The organism is Microbacterium sp. GW821-FHT01D02 (assembly GCF_059422585.1).
This window is the reverse complement of the sequence record NZ_JBWKXB010000001.1, coordinates 929163-950173: the sequence shown is the minus strand read 5'-3', so window position 1 is coordinate 950173 and position 21011 is coordinate 929163. Positions and strand designations below refer to the sequence as shown.

Below are 21011 nucleotides of genomic sequence, written 5' to 3'. Positions count from 1 at the left end.
CCGCTCATGAACACTCTTCTTCCCACCTCGATCGTCGGCAGCCTGCCCAAGCCGTCCTGGCTGTCCCAGCCCGAGACCCTCTGGTCCCCGTGGAAGCTGGAGGGCGATGCCCTGGTCGAGGGTGTGCAGGATGCGCTCCGCATCACCGTCGACGAGCAGCGCCAGGCCGGCATCGACATCATCAGCGACGGCGAGCAGTCCCGCCAGCACTTCGTCACGACGTTCATCGAGCATCTCTCCGGCGTCGACTTCGACCAGCGGGAGACCGTCCGGATCCGCGACCGGTACGACGCCAGCGTGCCGACGGTCGTCGGTGCCGTGAGCCGCGAGAAGCCCGTGTTCGTCGAGGACGCGAAGTTCCTCCGCCAGCTGACCGATCAGCCCATCAAGTGGGCCCTGCCCGGTCCGATGACGATGATCGACACGCTCTACGATCGCCACTACAAGAGCCGCGAGAAGCTGGCCTGGGAGTTCGCGACGATCCTCAATCAGGAGGCGAAGGAGCTCGAGGCGGCCGGGGTGGACATCATCCAGTTCGACGAGCCCGCATTCAACGTCTTCTTCGACGACGTGCGGGACTGGGGCGTGGCGGTGCTCGAGAGGGCGGCCGAAGGGTTGCGCGCGGAGACCGTGGTGCACATCTGTTACGGGTACGGGATCAAGGCCAACACGGACTGGAAGGCGACTCTCGGAGCGGAGTGGCGGCAGTACGAGACCTCGTTCCCGCTGCTGCAGCAGTCGAGCATCGACACGATCTCGCTGGAGAGCCACCACTCGCACGTCCCCCTGGACCTCATCGAGCTCATCCGGGGCAAGAAGGTGATGCTCGGAGCCATCGATGTGGCCAGCGACGTGATCGAGACTCCGGAGGAGGTCGCCGAGACGCTCCGGAACGCGCTCCGTTTCGTCGACGCGGACAAGCTCATCCCGAGCACGAACTGCGGCTTGGCGCCGTTGTCACGTGACGTCGCCCGCGGCAAGCTGCGAGCGCTCAGCGCGGGCGCCGCCCTCCTTCGCGAGGAGCTCGCTTCCGCGAAGCGCTGAGGTCCTCGCTGGGTTCCGACGATCCCACCGCGGATCCGGGATTAGTGAACTGCGATTTACTAATGGGGTGAGCCGCCCTCCTCGTTCCTCCGATGCCGAGCTGCTGGAGCGCATAGACGACGCACTTCGTCGTCGCGCCTCGACCGATCCCTGGGGACTCGGTGACGTCGCGCCCGCCGCGGGGATCAGCGCGGCAGGGCTGATCAAGCGGTTCGGGTCGAAGGAGCGCCTGCTGCATGCGCTCTCCCGGCACTGGATCGACGGGATACCGGTGGCGCCCATCGATCCAGAGCATGCACGGGATGAGCTCCACGCGTACGGTCGAGCGCACTTCGCGACGGCCTCGTCATCGGCGGCGGTCACGGGACTCGGAGAGTTGATGCGCGACCTGTGGTCTCCCCAGGGCGGCGAACTTCTCCGTGAAGGGTGGGATCGGCAGGCCCGCTACTTCGAGGCGCTGCTCCGGCACCTGCCGCTCCGCGACGACGTCGACTGCCGGGCTGCGGCCCTGACCTTGCTCGACGCCCTGCACGGCAGCCTCTACCGGCAGGCGGTGTCGCTCGAACCCACTTCGCCGGAAGACACCATCGACCACCTCGTGAAAGGCTGGACATGACCCTCGAACGCACCTGGCGCGGATGCGCCTTCATCGGAGTGAGCCTCGACGGCTACATCGCCAAACCCGACGGAGACCTCGCCTGGCTCACCGACCCCGAGCCCCGTGGGCACACCGCCGAGACGGGTGCGCACCCCGGGCTGGTCTGGGAGACCTTCTTCCCGACGGTCGACACCATCGTCATGGGGCGGACCACGTACGACACCGTGTCGGGCTTCGAGCAATGGCCCTTCGAGGGCAAGACGGTCGTCGTGCTCAGCTCGACGCTCGACGCGAGTCCGCGTGCGCAGGTCGCTCATTCCGTGGAGCACGCCGGCGGCATCCTCGCGGCGACCGGCGCGAAGCGCGTGTACGTCGATGGCGGTCGGACCATCCAGTCCTTCCTCGCAGCGGGGCTCATCGACGAGATCACGGTGTCGATCGCACCGGTGCTGCTCGGCCGTGGAAGTCGCTTGTTCGGCGAACTCGACCGTGACGTCCTCCTCACCCTTCGCGGCCACCACTCCACCCCGGGCGACGGTCTCCTCCGAGTCACGTATGACGTGGCGCGGCCGGAGGCGCCGAGCATGGCCGCGCCGCACTGAGCAGGCCTTGCCCTCGTGGGAGGATCGAGCCCATGACAGCCACGGAACACCTCCGGCGCGAAGAGCCGTCCTTGACCGTCGGCGTCCGCAACGTGCGCACGGCGCTGTGGGCACTGGCCCTCTCATGGCTCGCGGGATCCGCGGTTCAGCTGGGCGTCGTCGTGCACGAACTGCCCTTCGACCTCGAAGCGGCCTTCGGCGTCATGGTGTGGTACCAGCTGTTCAGCATCCCTCTCGCCGTGTGGTCCGTCCTCGTGGTCCTGCTCGCGGTGCTCGCGAGCGCTCGATCGGGCCGCCGTTGGATCGTCGTGGTCGTCAGTCTCCTCGCGGCGCTGATCGGACTGGGACTCAGCATCGTGGTGATCGTGCAGCTCACCCTCATAGGGTCCGATACGACGACGTTCTCGACTCTCCCCGAAACAGTCGTCGCGCTGGCAGCGTTCCACCTCATCGCCTGGGGTGTCTTCGCAGCGGCGCAGTCTGTCGCCCCGCCATCTCACACGCCGTCGACGCGCGGCGGCTGATCACGCACGATGAGGGCGTGATGGCCGTCGTGCGGCAGCCATCGGCTATGGTTCGGCTATGCGCGCACGGTCGATGATCGATATCAAGGAATCGGATCGAGACGAGCACCCCTGTTACCGAGTCGACTTCTGGGCGCGACCGGCGCCCGGCTACGCATGGAACAGCGACATCTGGCTGATCGACGATGCGGAGAGCGTCTCGAGCGTCATCGAGTGGGCCGAGGCTCACGCCGAAGGCCGCAGGTACGAGCTGCTCGTCAAGAATCGCTCCACTACCGAGGACAGCTACGTGCTGCTGGCCGGCAGCAACCCCAACGTGGGCTCGTAGCCCGTCGCGGCACGAGGCCGGTTGCCCTCGGCGATGTAGGCGAGGCGGCGGAGCGTCTCGGCGTTGCGCACACGGAGCATCGGAGTGGTCGGGAAGCGGGGGATGAGCGTCGCCGGACCGCTGCGGGGTTCCTCATCGATGCGCACCACACAGCCGTCCTCGTCGGAGCGGACGCGGATGGTGATATCGGCCTCGCCGAACGGCCAGCCTCGCGCGATGAGTCGCATGCGGTGAGGAGGGTCCCAATCCACGCTCCGCGTGGTGTCGTCGAGGACGAAGGGCCAAGACCCCACCGTGTGGTGGAGCTCGGCGTCAGGGCGGGGCCAGGCGTCATCCACCTCGCGCATGCGCGTGGCGCCGACGACCCAGCTCGGGTAGAGCCAGCCGTCCTGCAGCACGCGGAACACGTCCTGTGGTGCGCACCTCATCCGGCGGGTGTTGGTCGCCATCACACGCCTCGATCCGTCGTCATTTCATGCGCCCGAAGGTCGCATCGATGTCGGCCATCTCCATGGCGGCCGTCGCCTCGATCAGTGCCCGGAGCTCGTCGTCCGCACCGGGAGCGAACTCCTCGAAGCGCTCCGGCGCGATCGTCATGGGATGCCCGACCGGTGCCTGCTCGCTGGCGTCGAGCTCTGTCCCGTCGTTCGACGGCGACGCCCCCTGGAAGATCTTGCCGGCCTCGGACTGGGCCGTGAGATCGAACGAGTACTGCTTGCTCTGCAGACCGAGATCGAGGAGCTTCTTCACCTCGGGGAACTGCTCGGCATTCGTCTTCGGGATCGGCAGGGAGGTGCGCCAGTTCACGCCGAGCGTCTCGAGCGCCTTGGCGTAGGCGTTCTCGTGCGCCTGATCCCGCACGATGAGGTACGAGATCGTGCTCCGGGCCATCTTGTTGTCCGTCATCTCGTACAGGCGACACTTCTGCAACCGGCCGGTGGATTCGAGCATGAGGTTGTAGAGCAGATCGAGCACGAGGTTGCCCGAGTTGTAGACGTAGCTGCCAGACCACGGGTTCCGACGGCGTCGACGGGAAGAGCTCCCTGAGCTCCGACGAGATAGTGATGGATGTTGCTCGTGTCGACAGCGATGCGCAGGGGTGTCGCGCCGCCCGCACCCGGCTCATCCAGGGAGTCGGTCGGCGTGCCCTGATACTGCGGGGAGCCGTCGAGGAGGCGGGAGATGGTCGTGCCGATGAGTTCGACATGACTGATCTCCTCGGTGCCGATCCCCTGGATGAGGTCCTTGTACGCCTTGCCGTCCGGCCCCCGGAAGTTGATGCTCTGGAAGAGGTACTGCATCATCGTCCGCATCTCACCGAACTGACCACCCAGCCCTTCCTGAAGCGCATTCGCCGCAGCGGGGTCCGGCTCGTCGTGAGCGATCGCGTTGATGAACTCCTGGACGTGGAAATACATGTCGGCCTCCGGTGCGTGAGTCGTGCGGTGTGGAGTCACACTGCACCCGGGGACGGCTTTCTCCGCCTCCCTCGACCAATCGCGAAGTCAGACGTACTATGCGGAGCTTTTCGCAGCAGACCGCTAGGGGTGAGGGGTGGAGATGTCCATCCCGGGAGCGTCGGAGGGGCGGCGGCTGAAGCCGTTGCGCTCATAGAATTCCGCGCGGCCGCGTGCGGCGAAGAGTTGGATGTCGTCGACGCCTCGTGTCTTCGCGGCGGCGACGAGAGCATCGAGGATGAGAGCGCCCGTTCCGTTGCCGCGCGCATGCTCGGTGACGAGCATCTCCGCCACGAAGGCGTGCAGGGCTCCGTCGCTGATCAGGCGGCCCATACCGAGCAGCGAGCCGTCGGCCTCACGTGCGGTGCACACGATCCAGGTCCCGGCCAGTGCGGATTCGAACGTCGAGAGGGGGATGTCCGCCCAGCCCGTCTCGTCGTAGAGGGCCTTGAACTCCGCGGCTGACGGCGGGGTGAGTGACAGATCCACGTGAGGAGCCTAGCGCTGCCCATGACCGTCTCCTCGGGCCGCTGGGTCGCGATACCGGGGGTCGGCCGCGAGAGGGTTCCGATTCGCCGTCGACACCCTCGACGCGCGGGGGTAGCGTCTCTCGCAACGGTCCGCGCAGAAGGGGATGTCATGTTCGACGAGGCGAGGTACGTGATCGAGGGCGGTTTTCCGACGGCCGAGACGGCAGCCGTCGCCTTCGATGAGGCTGACCTGGTGCGGGCGTTGCACGCGTATCGGTTCTTCTACCCGACGGTTTCCTTCGAAGCGACATGGCGCGGCAACCTCGCCGGTGGCGTGGTTCCGAATCATGTGTTCCCCGCGTTGAAGGGAACACCACGACAGTTCGTCTTCACCCCGAATTCGGACACGCCCTACGGCGCGGTGGCGCTCGACCTGTCCGACGGCCCGATCGTGTTGGAGGTCCCGCCGGGACCGATCATGGGTACCTTCAACGACCTCAATCAGCTGTGGGTGATGGACTACGGTCTGCCGGGTCCGGCGAAGGCTGAGGGCGGAAGGCATGTCGTGCTGCCTCCCGGATGGACCGGCGAGGTGCCGGACGGGATGTACGCAGCGCACGCGACGACCAATCGTGTGCTCGGACTGATCCGAGCGATGCCGATCGGCGGCGACATGGATGCTGCGGATCGGCTGATGCAATCGGTCAGGGTCTACCCGCTCCAGCCGCGCGACGAGTGGCCCGAGACCACGTGGGTGGACCTCTCCGTTCTGGACGGAGCGGATTTCACCCCGGTGCGATGGGAGACGAACCTCGAGTTCTGGCGGGTGCTGCACGACACCCTGCAGCAGGAACCTCCGAACCCCGCGTACCGCTATGAGTACGGCGAGCTCGCCCAGCTCGGCATCGCCCGCGGTCTGTCATTCGAGCCGGATGATCGGCTGGTCGGTATCCTCGAGAAGGCGGCGGTGATCGGGCATGCGCATCTGCTGGCACAGTCGTTCGCGGACCGGAGCGCCTCGAAGCAGGTCTGGGCGGACACCCAGTGGGAGTGGGCTGTGCTGCAGTCGCAGAACGGAACCTTCGACACCGCTGACTACACCGACCTCTACGCCCGGGAGAAGTGGTTCTATCAGGCCCAGGTCGAGTCGCCCGCGATGTTCGCTCGCGCACCCGGAGCCGGCTCCCTGTATTGGCTCGGGCTGCGTGACGCCGAGGGCGAGTATCTCTACGGGCAGAACTCCTACAGCCTCGACGTTCCGCTGCCGGTGCCCGCGACACTCTTCTGGTCGGTCACCGTCTACGACGCCGAGACCCGCAGCGAGATCCTCACCGAGCAGAACTCTGCCGCACTCCGCTCGATGTACGAGCTGACCGACCTCGTCGGCGACACCGTTCGACTCCACTTCTCGCCCGAGCGTCCTGACGAGGACGCCGAGGCCGCGCATTGGATCAAGACGAAGCCCGGTAGCGGATGGTTCGTCTACTTCCGCATCTACGGTCCTGAGCCGGCCGCATTCGACGGTACCTGGCAGCTGCCGGACTTCGAGCTCCGCTCCCGACCGCGGAGTTGATGCGCGAGCCGTTCATGCACCCGGAGTCGGGAGCGCGCGCCGCGTAGCCGGTGGTTCAGGAGCGGCCGGGAGGTCCTCACCGGCCGCTCTCCGCTCGATTCCTGCTCACCCGCCGGAAGGGTTCTCCAGGGGCTTGCCGTTCTCGTCGGTGGTCTCCTCCTCGAGCACCTTGTCGGTGTCGTCGGGGGCGCCGCCGGATGCGGTGTCTGCCTCTTCCTCGGGTCCGGGCGTGCCCTGGGTGTTCTTCGGATCGCTCATCGTGTCTCCTTCATTCGTTCCGGTGACCGTACGCCCGCTCGCCCCGACCCGTCAGGGGGTTGACCTCGGGCGCCCGGGCCTCCGGTTCGGTTTCGGGCCGTCCGTCTAGAGAGCGATGAAGCGGAAGACCGCGACGAACGCCGCGAGCAGCAGGAGCGTGGCGTTGAACGGCACCGACTTCGCCTCGCCGATGCGGATGTGCACCACGATCGCGCCCGCCTGGAGGAGCACGAGCCCGACGGCCGCGATCGGCGTCAGGATCGGGACGATGCCGGTGAGCCACGGCAGGATCAGCCCGACAGCCCCCAGGATCTCGAGGATGCCGACGGCCTTGATGACCCCGGGCTTCGCGGAGCGGGTCCAGCTCATCGTGGGCGCCAGCGCCTCCTTCGAGCGGAGGATCTTCGTGCCGCCCGTGAACACATAGAGGAGGGCGAGCAGGCCGGACACGATCCAGACGGCGATGTTCATCGAGGTCCCTGCTTCCGTGGTCGCGGTGAGGCCGATGGCCTCAGCGTGAGTATCGTCCCCCACCCTCGGCTCGCGCAATCACCGTGTTCTTCGAGGAGATCGATGCCCCGGGCGCCGTCCGCTTCGCGCGCGCTATCCGGCGACCGCGACGGTGGTCGCCGCCGTGGCGAGGAGCGCGACGTAGGTCCAGGAGTGGACGCGATCGGGGATCCGAGGCGGACGCCGACGCAGCAGGATGACGACGGGGATGGAGCCGAGGAGAAGCGCCGCCGCGGAGACGACGTCCACCGATCCGATCAGGCCCTCGGAGTGGGGGAGGGCTCCGGACGTGCACAGCGACACGATCAGCGCGGGGAGGACGATCGCGAGAGTGAGCGGATTGGCCAGAGCCGCGGCGATCTGCATGCTGGCGCCGGCCCGGCGCATCATCGGCACGGTCATGACGCTTCCGCCGACACCGAGGAAGGCCGCAACCGTCCCGATGGGGAGGCCGAGCCAATCCGGAACGCCGCCCGTGCGCACAGCTGCGCCCGCGATGCGGTGCGGGGGGAGGGGTCGGAGGAAGCCGGGACGGACCACGAGATCCGCGATCGTGAGAACGATGTAGGCCACGAAACCCCACTTGAGGAGCGCGACCGGTGCGAATCGAGAGGCCGCGGCTCCCGCCGCCCCGCCGACCGCGAGCAGCGCGAACAGTCCTCGCCGTCCGCCGAGACCGCCCAGTACCGAGCGGGAGGTCGCGGCGGTCGCGACGACGGCGTTGACGAGCATCACGAGAGCCGAGGTCGCGGTCGCCACTCGCACGCCGTCGCCGCCGAGCGAGGCGTCTATCAGGGTGATGACCGGGACCGTGACGAATCCACCGCCGAAACCGAAGAGAACCGTGGTGATGCCGACAGCGAGGCCGACGAGGAGGAGAAGAGCGAAGGACACCACTCCAGTCGATCGCGTCGAGCTCCGGCCGACAATCTCGTATCGGCCGATGACTATAGAGTCTCAGCCAATAGGATCGGAGGGTGAGAAACGTCCGGCTGGAGAGATATGACGCGCTCCCCGTCGACGTCCTCCCGATCGGCACGGACTATCCGCCCGACCACCTGCTGGCGCATCACGCGCACCGCCGGGCCCAGCTCCTCTACGGAGCCACGGGCATCATGCAGGTGGAGACCCTCGACGGGTCCTGGACCATCCCCACCAACCGCGCCGTCCTCATCCCTCCGCAGACCTCCCATCAGGTGCGGATGCGGGATGTCACGACCTGGAGCCTCTACATCGAGCCGAGCGCCGTGCCGTGGTGGCCCGCCTCCTGCACGGTGATCGAGGTCGAGCCGCTCCTCCGAGAGCTCCTGCGGGAGGCGAACGACTTCGATGCCGGATATGACGCCTCCGGCCGTGATGGTGCCGTCGTCCAGCTGATCCTCCAGGAGCTGCAGCGGGTGACTCCGCTTCCGCTCTCCGTGTCGCTCCCTCGGGCGGAGCCGTTCCGATCCCTGTGCACGGAGTACCTCGGGCGCCCCGACGTCGCCCTCACGAACGTCGACTGGGCGCGCGCAGCGATGATGAGCACGAGGAACTTCGACCGCCGTTTCCGGGAGGCCACCGGGATGAGTCCGTCGATGTGGCGCACGCGGGCCCGGCTGTTGGCGAGCATCACACTCCTGCGCCGGATGCCGGTGGCCCAGGTGGCGGGCGACCTGGGCTACGCGTCTCCGGCTTCGTTCACCGCCGCGTTCACTCGCACGTTCGGTGCACCGCCTTCGAGCTTCCACGAGCGTCGGACACCGCGCTCGCAGACGCACGGCTGAGACCCCGCAGGGGAACGGCCCTGCGGGGTCTCGCCCTACTCCGTCCCGGTCAGAGGGCGCAGGCCGGGTTCAGCGCGGTGAAGCTGAACGGCCCGACCCAGATGTTCTGGTTCGGGCGCTCTCCGAGGGCACGGCCGGAGTTGTTGGCGGCGAAGGTGAGGCTGAACGCGCTGGCGGATGTCGCCGTGACATCGACGTTTCCAGCCGCGCTGCCGGGCGCGACCTCCGCGTTCGGCGATCCGGTGAAGGGACGCCAGGGGTTCGTCCCCGTGCCCTGGCCGCGGATCCAGTCCGCGTTGTAGGTGCCGGTGCCCGCCCCGTCGGACAGGTAGACCCGCTCCGCGCCGCCGAGCCCGTCGACGGCCTGCATGCCGTCGATGTCCTTGATCTTGTAGGACAGGTTCTCGACCGTGGTGGGCACACCGTCGAGGGCGAAGCTGAAGGTCACCCGCTGGCCGCCGCCGATGTTGCGGAGGTCGGCGGTGTCGAGCGACAACCGCACGCTGGGCTCTGCCTCCCCGCCCTGCTGGCTGCTTTCCAGCACGAAGTTGTTCGCCTGGTTGAGGGTCATGTTGTTCGCGCCGTTGGGGACGGTGGTGAGGGTCAGCGTCAGATCCTTGCCGTCTCCGAACACGTCTCCCCAGGTGAACACCGATGAGGTGGCGCTGAGTCGCGAGTATGTCGCGGTGCTGGTGCTGATCGTCGCGGTGCACAGGACGGATGCCGCGGCCAGCGGTGTCGCGACGGCGGCGGCGATGACCGGCAGCGACCAGGCCGCGCCCTTCACGACAGACCTCCGGGACAGGCCACCCACCTGGGCCGTCGTGTCATTCTCATTCATCGGTTCGAACTCCCCTCAATCGGACGGATATGCGTCGTTGCAGAGGTAAGGAGTCGGCAGGCCGTGAAAGGTGACGCGGGATTCCTCCGTGTCGCCGAGCAGAACCGCGGACCCCGTGGATGCCCTACGTTGGTCCTGACGGAGAGTGCGAGCGGGGGAGACGGCGTGTCGGACGCGCGCAGCGATGCGGAACTTCTTCACGGTCTGCGCGGCGGAGATGCCCGCAGTTACGAGGCGCTGTGGCGTCGCCATTCCGGTGCGGCGTACCGCTACGCCCACCGGCTCTTCCCCTCGCGCGCCGACGACCTCGTGTCCGAGTCGTTCCTCGCGATCTACCAGCAGGTCACAGCGACGGACAAGGGTCCGCGGTATGCGTTCCGCTCGTACCTGAAAGCCGTGATCCGCAACCTGGCGATCAAGTGGAACCGGGAGGCCGAGCGCGTCCTGAGCGCCGAGGACCTGGATCAGGTCGACCCGCACGATGGCCTCAGCCGGCTGGAGCAGCAGTCCGATTCGGCAGAGGTGATCTCGGCATTCCGCGAGCTGCCCGAGCGATGGCAGCGCGTGCTCTGGCTCGCCGAGGTCGACGACCGGAGCCGACCGGAGATCGCCAAAGAGCTCGGGATCAGACCCAACGCGGTGTCCGCCCTGCAGCGGCGAGCGCGGGCGGGACTGAAGTTCCAGTGGCTCAGCACACAGATCCCCCTCGCGCTCCGCGAGGACGTCGCCCACGTCGCGCGGCTGTTCCCGCAGTACGTGACCGAGCCGCGGAACGCCGCGCTGGCCGTCGAGGTCGACACCCACCTGACGATCTGCGACAGCTGCCGAGACCTGCTCCACAGCCTGCGCGGCGGATCCGCACGTCTCGAGGGCAAGACGCTCGCGATCCTGCTGGGATCCGCCGGGCTGGGCGTGCCGTCGCTGGCATCCCTGACCTCGGGGACGACCGCCGCTGCCGTCGCCGCGGTGACCGCCGGCGCCGGGCTCACGGGCTGGCTCATCGCCGGGGGCCTGAGCGTCCTCACGGTGAGCGGGGTCATCGTCTCCACGCTTCTGCTCCCTCCCGCCCCGTCGCCGGCTGTGGCGGGAGTGGACCCGACGACCGCCCCGAGCGTGATCCGGGTGGTCGTCCCGCAGACGCCGGCGCCGACGACCCCGCGGGCCGAACCGGTGGAGCCGGCCATCGGGCCGGGCGTGAACGATCCCCGCATCCCCGTGGTGGAGCTCACCGACGACCCCGACAGGCAGGGTCCGATCGCCCCCACCCGTCCGGGTCCGGCCGGCCCCGACACCCCCGGCCCCGGTATCGACCCCGCGACGGGAGGATCCCCCGGGGTCACTACTCCCTCCGCCCTCTCGGGATACCTGGCGCCCGTCGTCCAGGGGAAGACGACACCGGGGCGCGCCGTGGTGGTCGAGCTGGGGGCGCAGCGCTACACGCCACCGGTCGCCGGCGACGGGAGCTGGAGCTTCGATGCGCGCGGGCTCGAGCTCGAACCGGGCGTCTACGACTATCGGGTCTGGACGTACGACGCCGTGTCGCCGTCGGCAGCCATGTCGGGCACCTTCACCGTGCTGCCCCTGACCGTGCAGGGGTTCGAGCACATCGAGGGGTTCGAGGACATGCTCCTGAGCGAGGCGCAGACCACGGGTGTCGTGATCGCGATCACCGGCCCCGCGAACGGCACGGTGTTCGTCGACACGATGCAGGGCGTCTCCGCGACGATCACGCTGGACCAGAGCGGATACACGCGCAAGCGACTCGTGATGAACGGCGTGGGCTGGTACCACTTCACCTTCCGTGCCCTCGACGGCGACGGATTCTGGGGACCAGCCCACGAGACCTCGGTCGACGTGTACGACCCGGACGTGATCTGGGGCCCCTGGGGTCCGGACGCGGAGGACATGACGTTCGACCTCGTCGACCCGTAGGACGGTGAGGCCCGCTGTCTGATCAGCACCTGGTGTGCGCCAGCCTCACGGCGATCGACGACTATCTGGAACGCACATGCACCGTCGCGACCTAGGGCATGTCCGCCCGCTCCCGGGGCGGAGAACTGCTCAGCGCCGCACGCGGGCGCGGGTCTTCGCGACGCTCGCGAGCGTCGCCCGCACCGGGGTGCCGAGGTACAGGCCGAGGGAGGCGCCGGACGCGAGACCGATGCCGATCACCGCGGCGTCGATGAGCGATCCGCCCGACACCAGCACGCCCGCGGAGGAGGTGCCGGCGGCGTGCACCATCTCCAGCAGCCCCTGGAACACCGCGACACCGGGGACGAGCGGCACGATCGCCGCGGTCGTCACCGCCACCGACGGCACGTGCAGGTTCCGGGCGATCAGCATCCCGAGGAAGCTCGCGAGCAGGGCGCCGATCGCGCTCGCCGCGGCGGGGTGCACGTTCAGCGCGATCGTGGCGGAGTAGCCGGCGAGGGTCACGGCACTGAGCAGTGCGCTCACGAGGATGATCCGGATGCCGGCGCCGTTGAACACGGCCACGGCCACCGCGACGATGATCGCGCCGACGAACTGGTTCAGCAGCGGACCGAACGGCGCCGGGTCGTCGGGCAGGTCCATCGTGAAGCCCAGGGCGCTGCCCAGCTCGAGTCCGACGAGGATGCCGATGACGACACCGAGCGTCTGCATCGTGAGGTCGAGGATGCGCCCGCCCGCCGTGAGAGCGAAGCCGTCGATCGCGTCCTGCGCGGCGCCGACCACGGTGAGGCCGGCGAGCATCAGCACGATTCCCGAGGCCACGATGATCGACGGGCGGATGCCCACGAACGGCTCGATGCCCGCGGCACCGAGCGCCGACACCGCGAGTGCCACGACCGTCGTGACCAGGCCTCCCGCGATCTGGCTGAAGAACAGCGGGACCCGGAGCCGGGCGAGCCCGGCCTGCGTCAGGGCCGCACCGAGCGCGGCGACGAACGTGAGGCCGACAATGATCGGCGAGGCGCCGAGCATGATGCTGACGCCGACCGCGAGCAGCGCTCGGGCCACGATCACGACCGGCTGCTGGTAGCGGAACGGCATCCGACGGATCGCGCGGAACGTCGTGCGGGCGGATTCGAGGTCGAGCCCGTCGTCGATGTCGGCGACGAGAGCCTGCACCCGCTGCAGCTTCGCGTGATCGGGAGCTGTCACCCGGACGACCCGGACGAGGGTCTCCGGCCAGACCTCGCCGCTCAGGTGGAACGACACCGTGATCGAGTTGTACGTGACGTCGACCTGCACGCCCCGCATCCCGTACGCATCGCAGACGCGCGTGATCGCGAGCGTGACCTCGTGGGCGGAGGCGCCGACCGCGAACATCGACTCTCCGATGCGCGTCGCGAGATCGAGCACCCGGGGGACGGTGCGCTCGTCGATGACGGGCATGGCCTCGGTGTGCGCGACGGCCGAGGGGTCGGTGTGCAGCAGCCTTCGCACGGAGGAGAGGAGCGGCCGACGGGATCTCGCGGACATGTCCTCCATTCTCCCGTCCGCGCCGACACTCCGTCACGAGGGGCGGGGCGCGTCCGCGAGCCCGAACCGTTCAGGCGGTGGCCAGCGGCGGACGGTGCGGAATGGGGATCGGGCGACCGGCACGGCGCGGTGTATGGAACCGCTGCACGTCCTCGAGCACGTCCATGGCGGACATGTAGCAGTTCGCCAGCGGGAGGTCCCGGAGCCACAGGACCTCGACCTCGACGGCATCCACCTGGTAGACGCAGGCGACCGTCTGCCGAGAATCGTTCGACGCGTACCGGTGGTCGAGGATCAGCCACTCGGTATCGGTGATCTTCCGAAGCTCGAACCGGGGATCGGGCATCGCAGACATCTCAACACTCCCATCAGTCAGCCTTGGCTGCCGAGGAGCGCACCGCACCCGAGGGGGCAGAATCCTGCACCGCCTGGTCGAACGGGCGCCCGTCAGCCCGCCAGAATTCACCAGAATTGTACGACGTGCCGAGGGGCTCCTCAACTCGGTCGTCGGTCGATTCCGGCTAGGGTTCTGACATGGGAACGGTCCAGTACGGCAGCGGTGACGAGATCCATATCGAAGACCGGGCGCTCGCTCATCTGAAGGTGGTCATCGCCACCAAGCTGCGTCGCAACGAGAGCTTCACCCTCTCGTGGAAGCACCCCGAGGGCGACCCCGTCGGCCGTTCCACGATCTGGCTGCACCCGTCGATCCCGCTCCGCTTCACGTTCGACGAGCCGGAGACGCCGCAGCTCAACGTGCGATGGATCGAGGAGCTCATGCACTCCGCCAACTCGACCGGCGGCATCATGCTCGTCGACGAGGTGCTCGACACTCCGGACGGCTCTGAGAGCTGACCGCCGCCACCCGGTGTCGGCCCGGATGCACTCACCGGCGGGCGCTTCCGATCGGACGTCGGACCGACGACGTCAGTCGCGCGTCGTGATGGTTGCCGCCCAGGTCTGGCCCGCTTCGGACCGGATACCGACCCGGAACTCGTCGTACTCGCTGACCTGGAACTGATTCTCTGACGCGAGCGTCGTCGCGCATTCCAGGGGGAAGGTTCCCACTGGATCGATCTCGATCACGACGATGCCCTCGCCGGTGCAGGTGAGGTAGACCACGGCGTTCTTGTGCGTCACAGGGAACACGCCGATCTGGTTGGCTGCCTGCTGGTTGTCCACGCTCGCGAGGATGTCCTCGCCATCGGGCACGTAGTGCACCACGTCTGTCGGTGTCGGTGTCGGTGTCGGTGTCGGCGCCGCCGTCTCGCCGGCCCGCGGGGACGCGCTCGACGTCACCGTCGGGCTGGGGCTCGCTATCGCCTCACCCGTGCACCCGGTCATGGTCGAGCTGAGCAGAAGCAGTCCGCCGATGGCGGTGACTGCGGCGGTTGCCCTGGCCGACCCGGGACTTCCCTCCCCGAGTCGACGCACGATACCCCCCGGTTGTCGCCCTGTTCGAGCGTGTGGGACCTCATCCTGGTGCAGGGGATGAGTGCGCGTCAAGGCGCGCGTCAGGCGTCGGCGTCGTCGTCCTCGTCGGGATCGGTCGAGCCGTCGTCGGTCGACGGGAAGTCGGGGTCGATGCCCTCCGCTTCCACTTCGCTCTCGCCGTCGGGGTATGCCTGAGCGTCTGACATGGGAGTCTCCAATCGCTGGGGTGGGTGACGAGTCTCCCTCCGGAGCCGGCGTCTCCGCCAGGCGTTGACACGGGCGAGGGCAGGTCTGAGAATGGGCGACCCGCGCCGCCCGACCGGAGAGGTCAGTCCTGGGCGAAGATCTCGGGGTGTGCGCGGAGGAGCTCGGCCTGCTCGGTCCAGGAGAGGCCGACGATGCTCAGCACGACGCGGACGACGGTCGAGTCGGCGTCGTCCGTGGTCAGACGCAGCTCGCGCAGCGTGGCCCGCGCGGTCTCCTCGATGAGGAACGCCAGGAGGACGGGAGGCATGTCGCCGCGGAACGCCCCCGACTCCACACCGGTCTTCGTCAGATCGCGGATGCGGCGGCGCAGTGGTGTGAGGGCGAGCACGGTGTCCGCGAGATGAGCGTCATCGAGGGCGATGTTGGCCGAGGCGCGCACCGCGGAGGCCTCCCGCCACAGGCGCGTCGCCATGCGGGCCAGAGTCACCCGCGGATCGGGGTCGTCGGTGGTCTCGGCGATCGTGTTGAAGCGTTGTGCGCCCACGGCGATCACCTCCCGCAGGAGGCTGTCGCGGTCGGCGAAGTGGCCGTAGACGGCTCGTCGCGTGAGCCCGGCTGCCTGCGCGATCGCATCGAGGGAGGCATGCGGGTTCGTGGCGAGCACGGCCTGCGCCGCGCGCAGCAGCGCCTCGCGGTTCGCCAGAGCATCGCGCCGACGGCCGCGGGGGGCCGGAGTGTTCGCGGCGGTCACAGCGGGGTCCTTTCCCGCAGGCGCACCGGTCACGACATCACCTTGGTCGAGGCGAGTGCTTCGACGAGCTTGCGGTTGTAGGTCATCAGCGGGCGCCGGAGCACGAGGCCGAGGAGCAGCGCCGGGATGATGAACAGCGCGAGCGCGCCCAGGGACAGCCAGAAGTCGCCCTGATAGACGCCGGCGATCGCCGACCGCACCATGTTCACCGCGTAGGTTGCCGGGAGGAAGGGGCTGATGCTCTGGAACCATTCGGGCAGCAGCTGCAGCGGGTACGCACCGCCGGAGCCCGAGATCTGGATCACCAGGAGCAGCACCGCGAGCGCCTTGCCGGCGTTGCCGAACGCGACGACCGCCGTGTAGACGATGAGGGTGAACACGGTCGAGATCACCCATCCGGCCAGGATGAGCAGGAAGGGATGGGCGGGTTGCACCTGCACGAACAGGATCAGTCCGAGCGTCAGGAGCGTGCTCTGCGCGAGGCCGACCAGCCCGAAGATGCCGTAGCGGCCGAGGTACTTCTGCGTCGGGGTGAGCTCCGGCCGGTCGGGCAGCGTCTCGGCGTTCACGTCGACGCGGATCGTCACGGTCATCAGCAGCGCGCCCACCCACAGCGCGAGGATCATGTACAGCGGGGCCATGGCCGCGCCGAAGCCCGCCACGGGGAAGACGGCCGTGCGGTCGAGGCGCACCGGCTCGGCGAGGGAGGTGGCGAGCACCCCGGGGTCAGCACCGATCAGCTCGCTGAGGTCGCCGGTGTCCGCGGCCTTCGCCATCGCCTGCTGCACCTCGTCGAACCGGTCGGCCATCGTGTTCAGCGAGGTGGACAGCTGCGTCGTCGCCTCCTGCGCCCGCGACAGCGTCGACCGCACGGAATCCGAGGCGCCGGAGAGGCCGGACGTGATCCCGGACAGGTCGGAGCGAATCGCCGACACGTCGGAGCCGATCTGCGTGAGCGTGGACGACAGGGCGTCCAGCTGCGTCTTCAGACCGTTGTCATAGGTGCTCCGCGCATCCGCGATCGCCTTCTTCGCATCCGCGATCGCGGCCTTGATCTCCTGGTGGGAGCTCTGCGCCGCGTCGTTGCCCGCCGCGATCTCGGTCGCCGACTTCTGCAGCTGCTCCTGCAGCGCCTGCTGCCGGGCGATGGCCTCGTCGAGCCGCGAGATCACGGCGGCGAAGGCCGGCTGTGCCGACTCGGGAAGCTGCGGCCCGACTTGCGTCTCCAGCGTGTCCTTGAGCGCGGTGTACTGATCGATCTGCTGCTGCACCCGCTGCGCGAGCGTGGTGATCGCCTGCACCTGGCTGCCGCTCAGCGAGTCCGCTCCGGCATACAGCTCGTCGATCCGCCGGCCGACCGCGTCGTAGCTGTCCGAGGTCGCCGCGAGGGCATCCGCCAGGGACTGCGTCGCCGACTGCAGGGTCGACTTCAGCGTGCCCGCTGCGTCGACACCGCTGCCGAGAGCGCCCGACGTGTCCCGGAACGCCTCGCCGGCCGTGCCGACGAGGGCCGAGGCGCTGTCGAGCAGCGGTTCGCTCGCCTCGATCAGGGCGGTGAACGAGTCGGCCGTGTGGGCGCCGGAGCGCAACTGGTCGGCCACGCTCCCGAGGCGCGCCTCGACGCGGGTCAGCGCCGCCTGCGTGTCCTCGTCGGTGAGGTAGTCCGACATCGACGAGATGAGGCCGAGGGCGACGTCGCCGAGCGTCTGGGTGAACTCCTCGCTGATCGCGGAGGAGACGCCCTCCGCGCCCTGGCCGGTGATCTTCGGGGCCAGCGCGTTCTTCTTCTCGTTCGTGTAGAGCGCGATGTGCGTCCGGTCGCCGCCGTCCGCGTAGAACGTCAGCATGTCGGCGCTGAACGTCTCCGGCAGCACGATGGCGGCGTAGTACTCGCCCGACTTCGTCCCGTCGATGGCGTCGTGCTCGTCGGTGATGATCCAGTCGAGCTGGTCGTTCCCGCGGAGCTGGGAGAGGACCTGCTCGCCGACGTTGATGCGGATCGGGACGAGGTCGCTCTCGTATCCGGCGTCCGTGCTGGCGACGGCGATCTTCAGGTCCTTGGTGTTCGCGAACGGGTCCCAGCTGGCGATGACGTTGAACCAGGTGAACAGCGAGGGGATGACGACGAGACCGAAGACGACGATGCAGGCCATCACGTTCTGAGTCGCGTGACGCACGTCGCGGAGCGTCAGTTGCAGGATGTTCTTCACGCGCGGTGCTCCCCTTCTTCCGTCTGTCCCTCTTCGTCCGGTTCTTCCGGGTGCTCCGGGGTTTCCGGGGCTTCCGGTTCGTCCGGGGCTTCCGCCGACTCGGGCGCATCCGCCTCCTCCGGCGACGTCGTCTCTGCCCGTGACGTGGTCTCCGGCGCGGACTGGTCGTCGGATTCGGGCTCGGGCTCGGACTCGGGACCGGACTCGGGCTCGGACTCGAACCATTCGGTGAGCAGCGCGTCGGCGTCCGTCCCGGAGGCCGGGTCGTCCGGCTCCGCCGCGACGATCGTCGTGACGCGGGTGGTGGCCTCGGCGGCGACGGCGTCATCCGCCGTCGGGTCGTCGATGAGCAGCGGGCGAGTCGCCGCCTCCGCCTGCGAGGGGAGGGGAGCGGACGCCTCCGACGGCAGGACCGCATCGCGGCCCGCGCGGCCGGCGAGAGCGAGGTCGCGCAGATCGGCGTCGTCGAGTGTGGCGATCTCCTCGCCGCTCTCGAAGCTGTGCTTGATGTACTCGATCGTCACGAGGAACCCGATGACGAGCAGGATCCAGAGGGTCCACAGGCCCAGCAGCAGCGCCTTCGATCCGGGCAGCGCCCAGGTGATCACGCCGAGCACGACGAGTCCCGCGACGCCCGTGAGCACCGTCGCCTTCAGCAGCACCGGGTACCGCCGTGTGAACAGCTCGGCGCGCTGAGCCAGGTCCGCGCGGTACTCCCCGCGGTTCGACAGGGCGCGGATCACATCGGTGAGCCGGTACCCGCGACCGACGACCTGCACCTTCTCGCCGATCAGCAGGTCGGTCGAGAGGACCTGGCGGTTGAAGAGCAGGTTGAAGTTCGCGAGCCGGCGCCGCAGCACGAGGCCGAGGAGGAACGCGAGCGCGACGAACACCGCCAGGGCACCCAGGAAGCGCCAGTAGTGGGCGCCGTAGAAGCCGCCGATCGTCTCGCGCAGGGCGTCGATGCCGTAGGAGAACGGGAGGAGCGGATAGATCGCGCGGAAGAATCCGGGCATCAGCTCGATGGGGTACAGCCCGGATGCGCCCGGGATCTGCATGATCACCAGGAGGATGCAGAGGCCGCGGCCCACGTGTCCGAACGCCACGCAGAGCGCGTAGATGATGCTCACGTAGGCGAGGGCGATGAGCACGCCGGTGCCGACGAAGGCGAGCGCGCTGACGGTCTGCACGCCGATGATGAGGTTTCCGATGCACACGATCAGCGCCTGGCCGATGGCGAGCGTCGCGAAGAGGAAGAAGCGTCCGAGGTACGCCTCGCGCACCGTGACGCCCTCGACATCCTCGGTGTCGACCTCGACCCGGAAGATCACCATGAGCACGAAGGCGCCGATCCACAGCGACAGGTTCGTGAAGAGCGCGGCCATCGCCGACCCGTAGGTGGCGACGGGGAACACGAGGTGCTCGTCGACCTCGACGGGCGAGGCGACGAACTGCGCGATCTGCGCGGGGTCCAGGTCGGTGAGGGTGCCGAGCAGGCCCCACTCGGATGCGGCGCTGAGCGCGACGACGTCGGTGCGCGACGAGCGCACGCCCTCCTCGATGCCGGCGAGATCGCTGTCGAAGCTCTGCAGGGACGACGAGGTGGCGACGAGCTGCGCGTCCAGCCCGGCCAGCAGCTGGTCGGCCTGCGCGAGCACGTCCTTCTGCGCCCCCAGTGCCGCCGAGAAGGAGCCGACGCTCGCCGACAGCTGCGACATCGCGGCGTTCAGCGAGGGAACGGTGCCGGTGAGGATGTCGCGCATCGCCGAGGAGGCGTCCCTCGTGTCCTGCATCGCCTTGTCGACCGCATCCGCCGTCGCCTGGACGGAGCGGACCGTGTCGGACGCGCCGGCCTTGAGGTCGGTGAGGTCGGCGAGCAGCTGCTGGTCGGTGGCGTTGCGCTCCTGCAGGGAGGCGGTGACCTCGCTCAGACGCTGCTTCGTCTCGTCGCTCAGATCGGTGTCGTCGAGCAGGGTCTGCAGACGGTCGACCGCGGCCTCGTTCGCCTCGAGCACCTTCGAGACGTCCTCGATCCCGGCGTCGATGCGCACACCGGCCTGTTCGAGGCTCTGGGTGAGACGGGTGATCGAGACGTTCGCCTTCGACGAGGCGTCGGCGAGCAGGGTGGTCCCCTTGAGGAAGGCGGTGGTGGCGCTGTCGGTGAAGGCGATCACCTCCTTCTGCGTCTCGGCGATGATCGACTGCGTCTGGACGAGCGACTTCTGAACGTCGCCGAGTGACCGGTCGACGTCGGCCAGCGTGTTCCGGGCGGAGGAGAGCGTGCCGCGCGACGAGGACAGGCCGTCCTGCACCTCGGCGAGGTTCCCCCGGGCCGAGGTCAGCGTCTCCGTCGCCTTGTCGAAGGCGTTGAGGGTGCTGTCCCTGGCGTTCAGCAGGCGCAGCTCGGTGGAGTCGCCGACGTCCTTGAGCGCGTTCGTCGCCGCGAGGGCCACCTGCTCCTTGAAGGCGCTGGTGATCTGCTTGTCGAGCTCGGAGGCGCCGACGTCGGTGATTTTCGGTGCGATCGCCCCGGCCTTCTCGTTCACGTAGTACTGCAGCGCGGGCTGCGTGAAGTCGCCGCTGGTGATGCTGAGCAGGTCTTCGCTGAACTGCGCGGGGATGACGATGGCGGCATAGACGTCGCCCGTCCTGACCGCCTCCTGTGCCTCGTCCTCGCCCATGAAGGTCCAGCCGAGCTGGTCGTTGTCCTGGAGCTGGTCGGTGACCTGATCGCCGATGTTGATGCGACCGGTGAGATCGGACGTGGCGCCGTGGTCGAGATCGACGACGGCCACGCGGATGTTCGCGGTGTTGGCGTAGGGGTCCCAGAACGCGTTGATGTTGAACCAGGCGTACAGGGCGGGGGTGATCAGCACCCCGATGATGATGATCCAGGCCTTGGGTACGCGGGAGAGTCTCTTGACGTCGCGCTTGTAGACTCTCCAGCTCTGTTTCACAGGACGAGTTTACACA

Annotated in this window: 22 protein-coding genes and 1 pseudogene; 9 read left to right on the top strand and 14 right to left on the bottom strand. The window is 68.4% G+C overall.

What is annotated here, in order from left to right; genetic code table 11:
- The first annotated feature begins 6 nt into the window (after positions 1-6).
- The 5 genes from AC07VM_RS04670 (at position 7) to AC07VM_RS04650 (ending at position 3096) form a co-directional block, all read left to right on the top strand.
- Entirely contained in the window at positions 7-1044 is a 1038-nt protein-coding gene (locus AC07VM_RS04670) for a methionine synthase (protein ID WP_494910168.1), read from the top strand.
- A gap of 67 nt (positions 1045-1111) precedes the next feature.
- Complete coding sequence (locus tag AC07VM_RS04665; RefSeq protein WP_494910167.1) at positions 1112-1660, top strand: TetR/AcrR family transcriptional regulator; 549 nt, start codon at positions 1112-1114, stop codon at positions 1658-1660.
- Positions 1657-2244, top strand: a complete 588-nt coding sequence (locus tag AC07VM_RS04660) for a dihydrofolate reductase family protein (RefSeq protein ID WP_494910166.1) — start codon at positions 1657-1659, stop codon at positions 2242-2244. Before AC07VM_RS04665 ends, AC07VM_RS04660 begins: the two co-directional genes overlap by 4 nt.
- Before the next feature lie 32 nt (positions 2245-2276).
- Entirely contained in the window at positions 2277-2768 is a 492-nt protein-coding gene (locus AC07VM_RS04655; protein WP_494910165.1) for a hypothetical protein, read from the top strand.
- Between the two features lie 58 nt (positions 2769-2826).
- On the top strand, positions 2827-3096 hold the full coding sequence (locus AC07VM_RS04650; RefSeq protein WP_494910164.1) for a hypothetical protein: 270 nt from the start codon (positions 2827-2829) through the stop codon (positions 3094-3096).
- On the opposite strand, the gene AC07VM_RS04645 is transcribed toward AC07VM_RS04650, so the two are convergent.
- The 3 genes and pseudogenes from AC07VM_RS04645 to AC07VM_RS04635 all read right to left on the bottom strand — a co-directional run bounded on the left by AC07VM_RS04645 (position 3054) and on the right by AC07VM_RS04635 (position 5042).
- On the bottom strand, positions 3054-3545 hold the full coding sequence (locus AC07VM_RS04645; protein ID WP_494910163.1) for an SRPBCC family protein: 492 nt from the start codon (positions 3543-3545) through the stop codon (positions 3054-3056). The genes AC07VM_RS04650 and AC07VM_RS04645 overlap by 43 nt on opposite strands.
- Positions 3546-3564: 19 nt before the next feature.
- Positions 3565-4514: pseudogene (locus tag AC07VM_RS04640) on the bottom strand (manganese catalase family protein).
- Between the two features lie 123 nt (positions 4515-4637).
- Positions 4638-5042, bottom strand: a complete 405-nt coding sequence (locus AC07VM_RS04635; RefSeq protein ID WP_494910162.1) for a GNAT family N-acetyltransferase — start codon at positions 5040-5042, stop codon at positions 4638-4640.
- Positions 5043-5192: 150 nt separating this feature from the next.
- Between AC07VM_RS04635 and AC07VM_RS04630 the strand changes: the two genes are divergently transcribed.
- Positions 5193-6596 (top strand): DUF1254 domain-containing protein, encoded by a 1404-nt coding sequence (locus tag AC07VM_RS04630; RefSeq protein WP_494910161.1) that lies wholly within the window; start codon positions 5193-5195, stop codon positions 6594-6596.
- Positions 6597-6701: 105 nt separating this feature from the next.
- On the opposite strand, the gene AC07VM_RS04625 is transcribed toward AC07VM_RS04630, so the two are convergent.
- The 3 genes from AC07VM_RS04625 to AC07VM_RS04615 form a co-directional block, all read right to left on the bottom strand.
- Positions 6702-6854 carry a hypothetical protein gene (locus AC07VM_RS04625; RefSeq protein ID WP_267415914.1) on the bottom strand — a complete coding sequence of 51 codons (153 nt, stop codon included), beginning with the start codon at positions 6852-6854 and terminating at the stop codon, positions 6702-6704.
- A gap of 105 nt (positions 6855-6959) precedes the next feature.
- Positions 6960-7325 (bottom strand): DoxX family protein, encoded by a 366-nt coding sequence (locus tag AC07VM_RS04620; RefSeq protein WP_494910160.1) that lies wholly within the window; start codon positions 7323-7325, stop codon positions 6960-6962.
- Between the two features lie 132 nt (positions 7326-7457).
- Positions 7458-8258: a TSUP family transporter gene (locus tag AC07VM_RS04615; RefSeq protein WP_494910159.1), complete on the bottom strand. Its 801-nt coding sequence runs from the start codon at positions 8256-8258 to the stop codon at positions 7458-7460.
- Positions 8259-8341: 83 nt separating this feature from the next.
- Between AC07VM_RS04615 and AC07VM_RS04610 the strand changes: the two genes are divergently transcribed.
- Positions 8342-9130 (top strand): AraC family transcriptional regulator, encoded by a 789-nt coding sequence (locus AC07VM_RS04610; protein WP_494910158.1) that lies wholly within the window; start codon positions 8342-8344, stop codon positions 9128-9130.
- A 49-nt stretch (positions 9131-9179) separates the two neighbouring features.
- Here the strand turns inward: AC07VM_RS04610 and AC07VM_RS04605 are convergent, their stop codons facing one another.
- On the bottom strand, positions 9180-9971 hold the full coding sequence (locus tag AC07VM_RS04605; protein ID WP_494910157.1) for a hypothetical protein: 792 nt from the start codon (positions 9969-9971) through the stop codon (positions 9180-9182).
- 165 nt (positions 9972-10136) lie between these two features.
- On the opposite strand from AC07VM_RS04605, the gene AC07VM_RS04600 reads away from it, so the two are divergent.
- The gene (locus tag AC07VM_RS04600; protein WP_494910156.1) at positions 10137-11903 is read left to right on the top strand and encodes an RNA polymerase sigma factor; all 1767 of its coding nucleotides are present in this window, start codon (positions 10137-10139) and stop codon (positions 11901-11903) included.
- Between the two features lie 129 nt (positions 11904-12032).
- Here the strand turns inward: AC07VM_RS04600 and AC07VM_RS04595 are convergent, their stop codons facing one another.
- A complete protein-coding gene (locus AC07VM_RS04595) occupies positions 12033-13436 on the bottom strand; it encodes a threonine/serine exporter family protein (protein ID WP_267415909.1) in 1404 nt (467 codons plus the stop codon).
- Positions 13437-13506: 70 nt separating this feature from the next.
- Entirely contained in the window at positions 13507-13782 is a 276-nt protein-coding gene (locus AC07VM_RS04590; RefSeq protein ID WP_494910155.1) for a hypothetical protein, read from the bottom strand.
- Positions 13783-13970: 188 nt separating this feature from the next.
- On the opposite strand from AC07VM_RS04590, the gene AC07VM_RS04585 reads away from it, so the two are divergent.
- Entirely contained in the window at positions 13971-14291 is a 321-nt protein-coding gene (locus AC07VM_RS04585) for a DUF7882 family protein (protein ID WP_267415907.1), read from the top strand.
- A 72-nt stretch (positions 14292-14363) separates the two neighbouring features.
- Here AC07VM_RS04585 and AC07VM_RS04580 read toward each other — a convergent pair whose 3' ends face one another.
- From AC07VM_RS04580 to AC07VM_RS04560, 5 genes are all read right to left on the bottom strand, one after another.
- Positions 14364-14660 carry a hypothetical protein gene (locus AC07VM_RS04580; protein WP_494910154.1) on the bottom strand — a complete coding sequence of 99 codons (297 nt, stop codon included), beginning with the start codon at positions 14658-14660 and terminating at the stop codon, positions 14364-14366.
- Between the two features lie 290 nt (positions 14661-14950).
- Positions 14951-15076 carry a hypothetical protein gene (locus tag AC07VM_RS04575; protein WP_267415905.1) on the bottom strand — a complete coding sequence of 42 codons (126 nt, stop codon included), beginning with the start codon at positions 15074-15076 and terminating at the stop codon, positions 14951-14953.
- Between the two features lie 122 nt (positions 15077-15198).
- A complete protein-coding gene (locus AC07VM_RS04570; protein WP_494910153.1) occupies positions 15199-15828 on the bottom strand; it encodes a TetR/AcrR family transcriptional regulator in 630 nt (209 codons plus the stop codon).
- A gap of 29 nt (positions 15829-15857) precedes the next feature.
- Positions 15858-18038 (bottom strand): YhgE/Pip family protein, encoded by a 2181-nt coding sequence (locus AC07VM_RS04565; RefSeq protein WP_494910152.1) that lies wholly within the window; start codon positions 18036-18038, stop codon positions 15858-15860.
- Entirely contained in the window at positions 18035-20995 is a 2961-nt protein-coding gene (locus AC07VM_RS04560; protein ID WP_494910151.1) for a YhgE/Pip family protein, read from the bottom strand. Before AC07VM_RS04560 ends, AC07VM_RS04565 begins: the two co-directional genes overlap by 4 nt.
- Positions 20996-21011 lie beyond the last annotated feature (16 nt).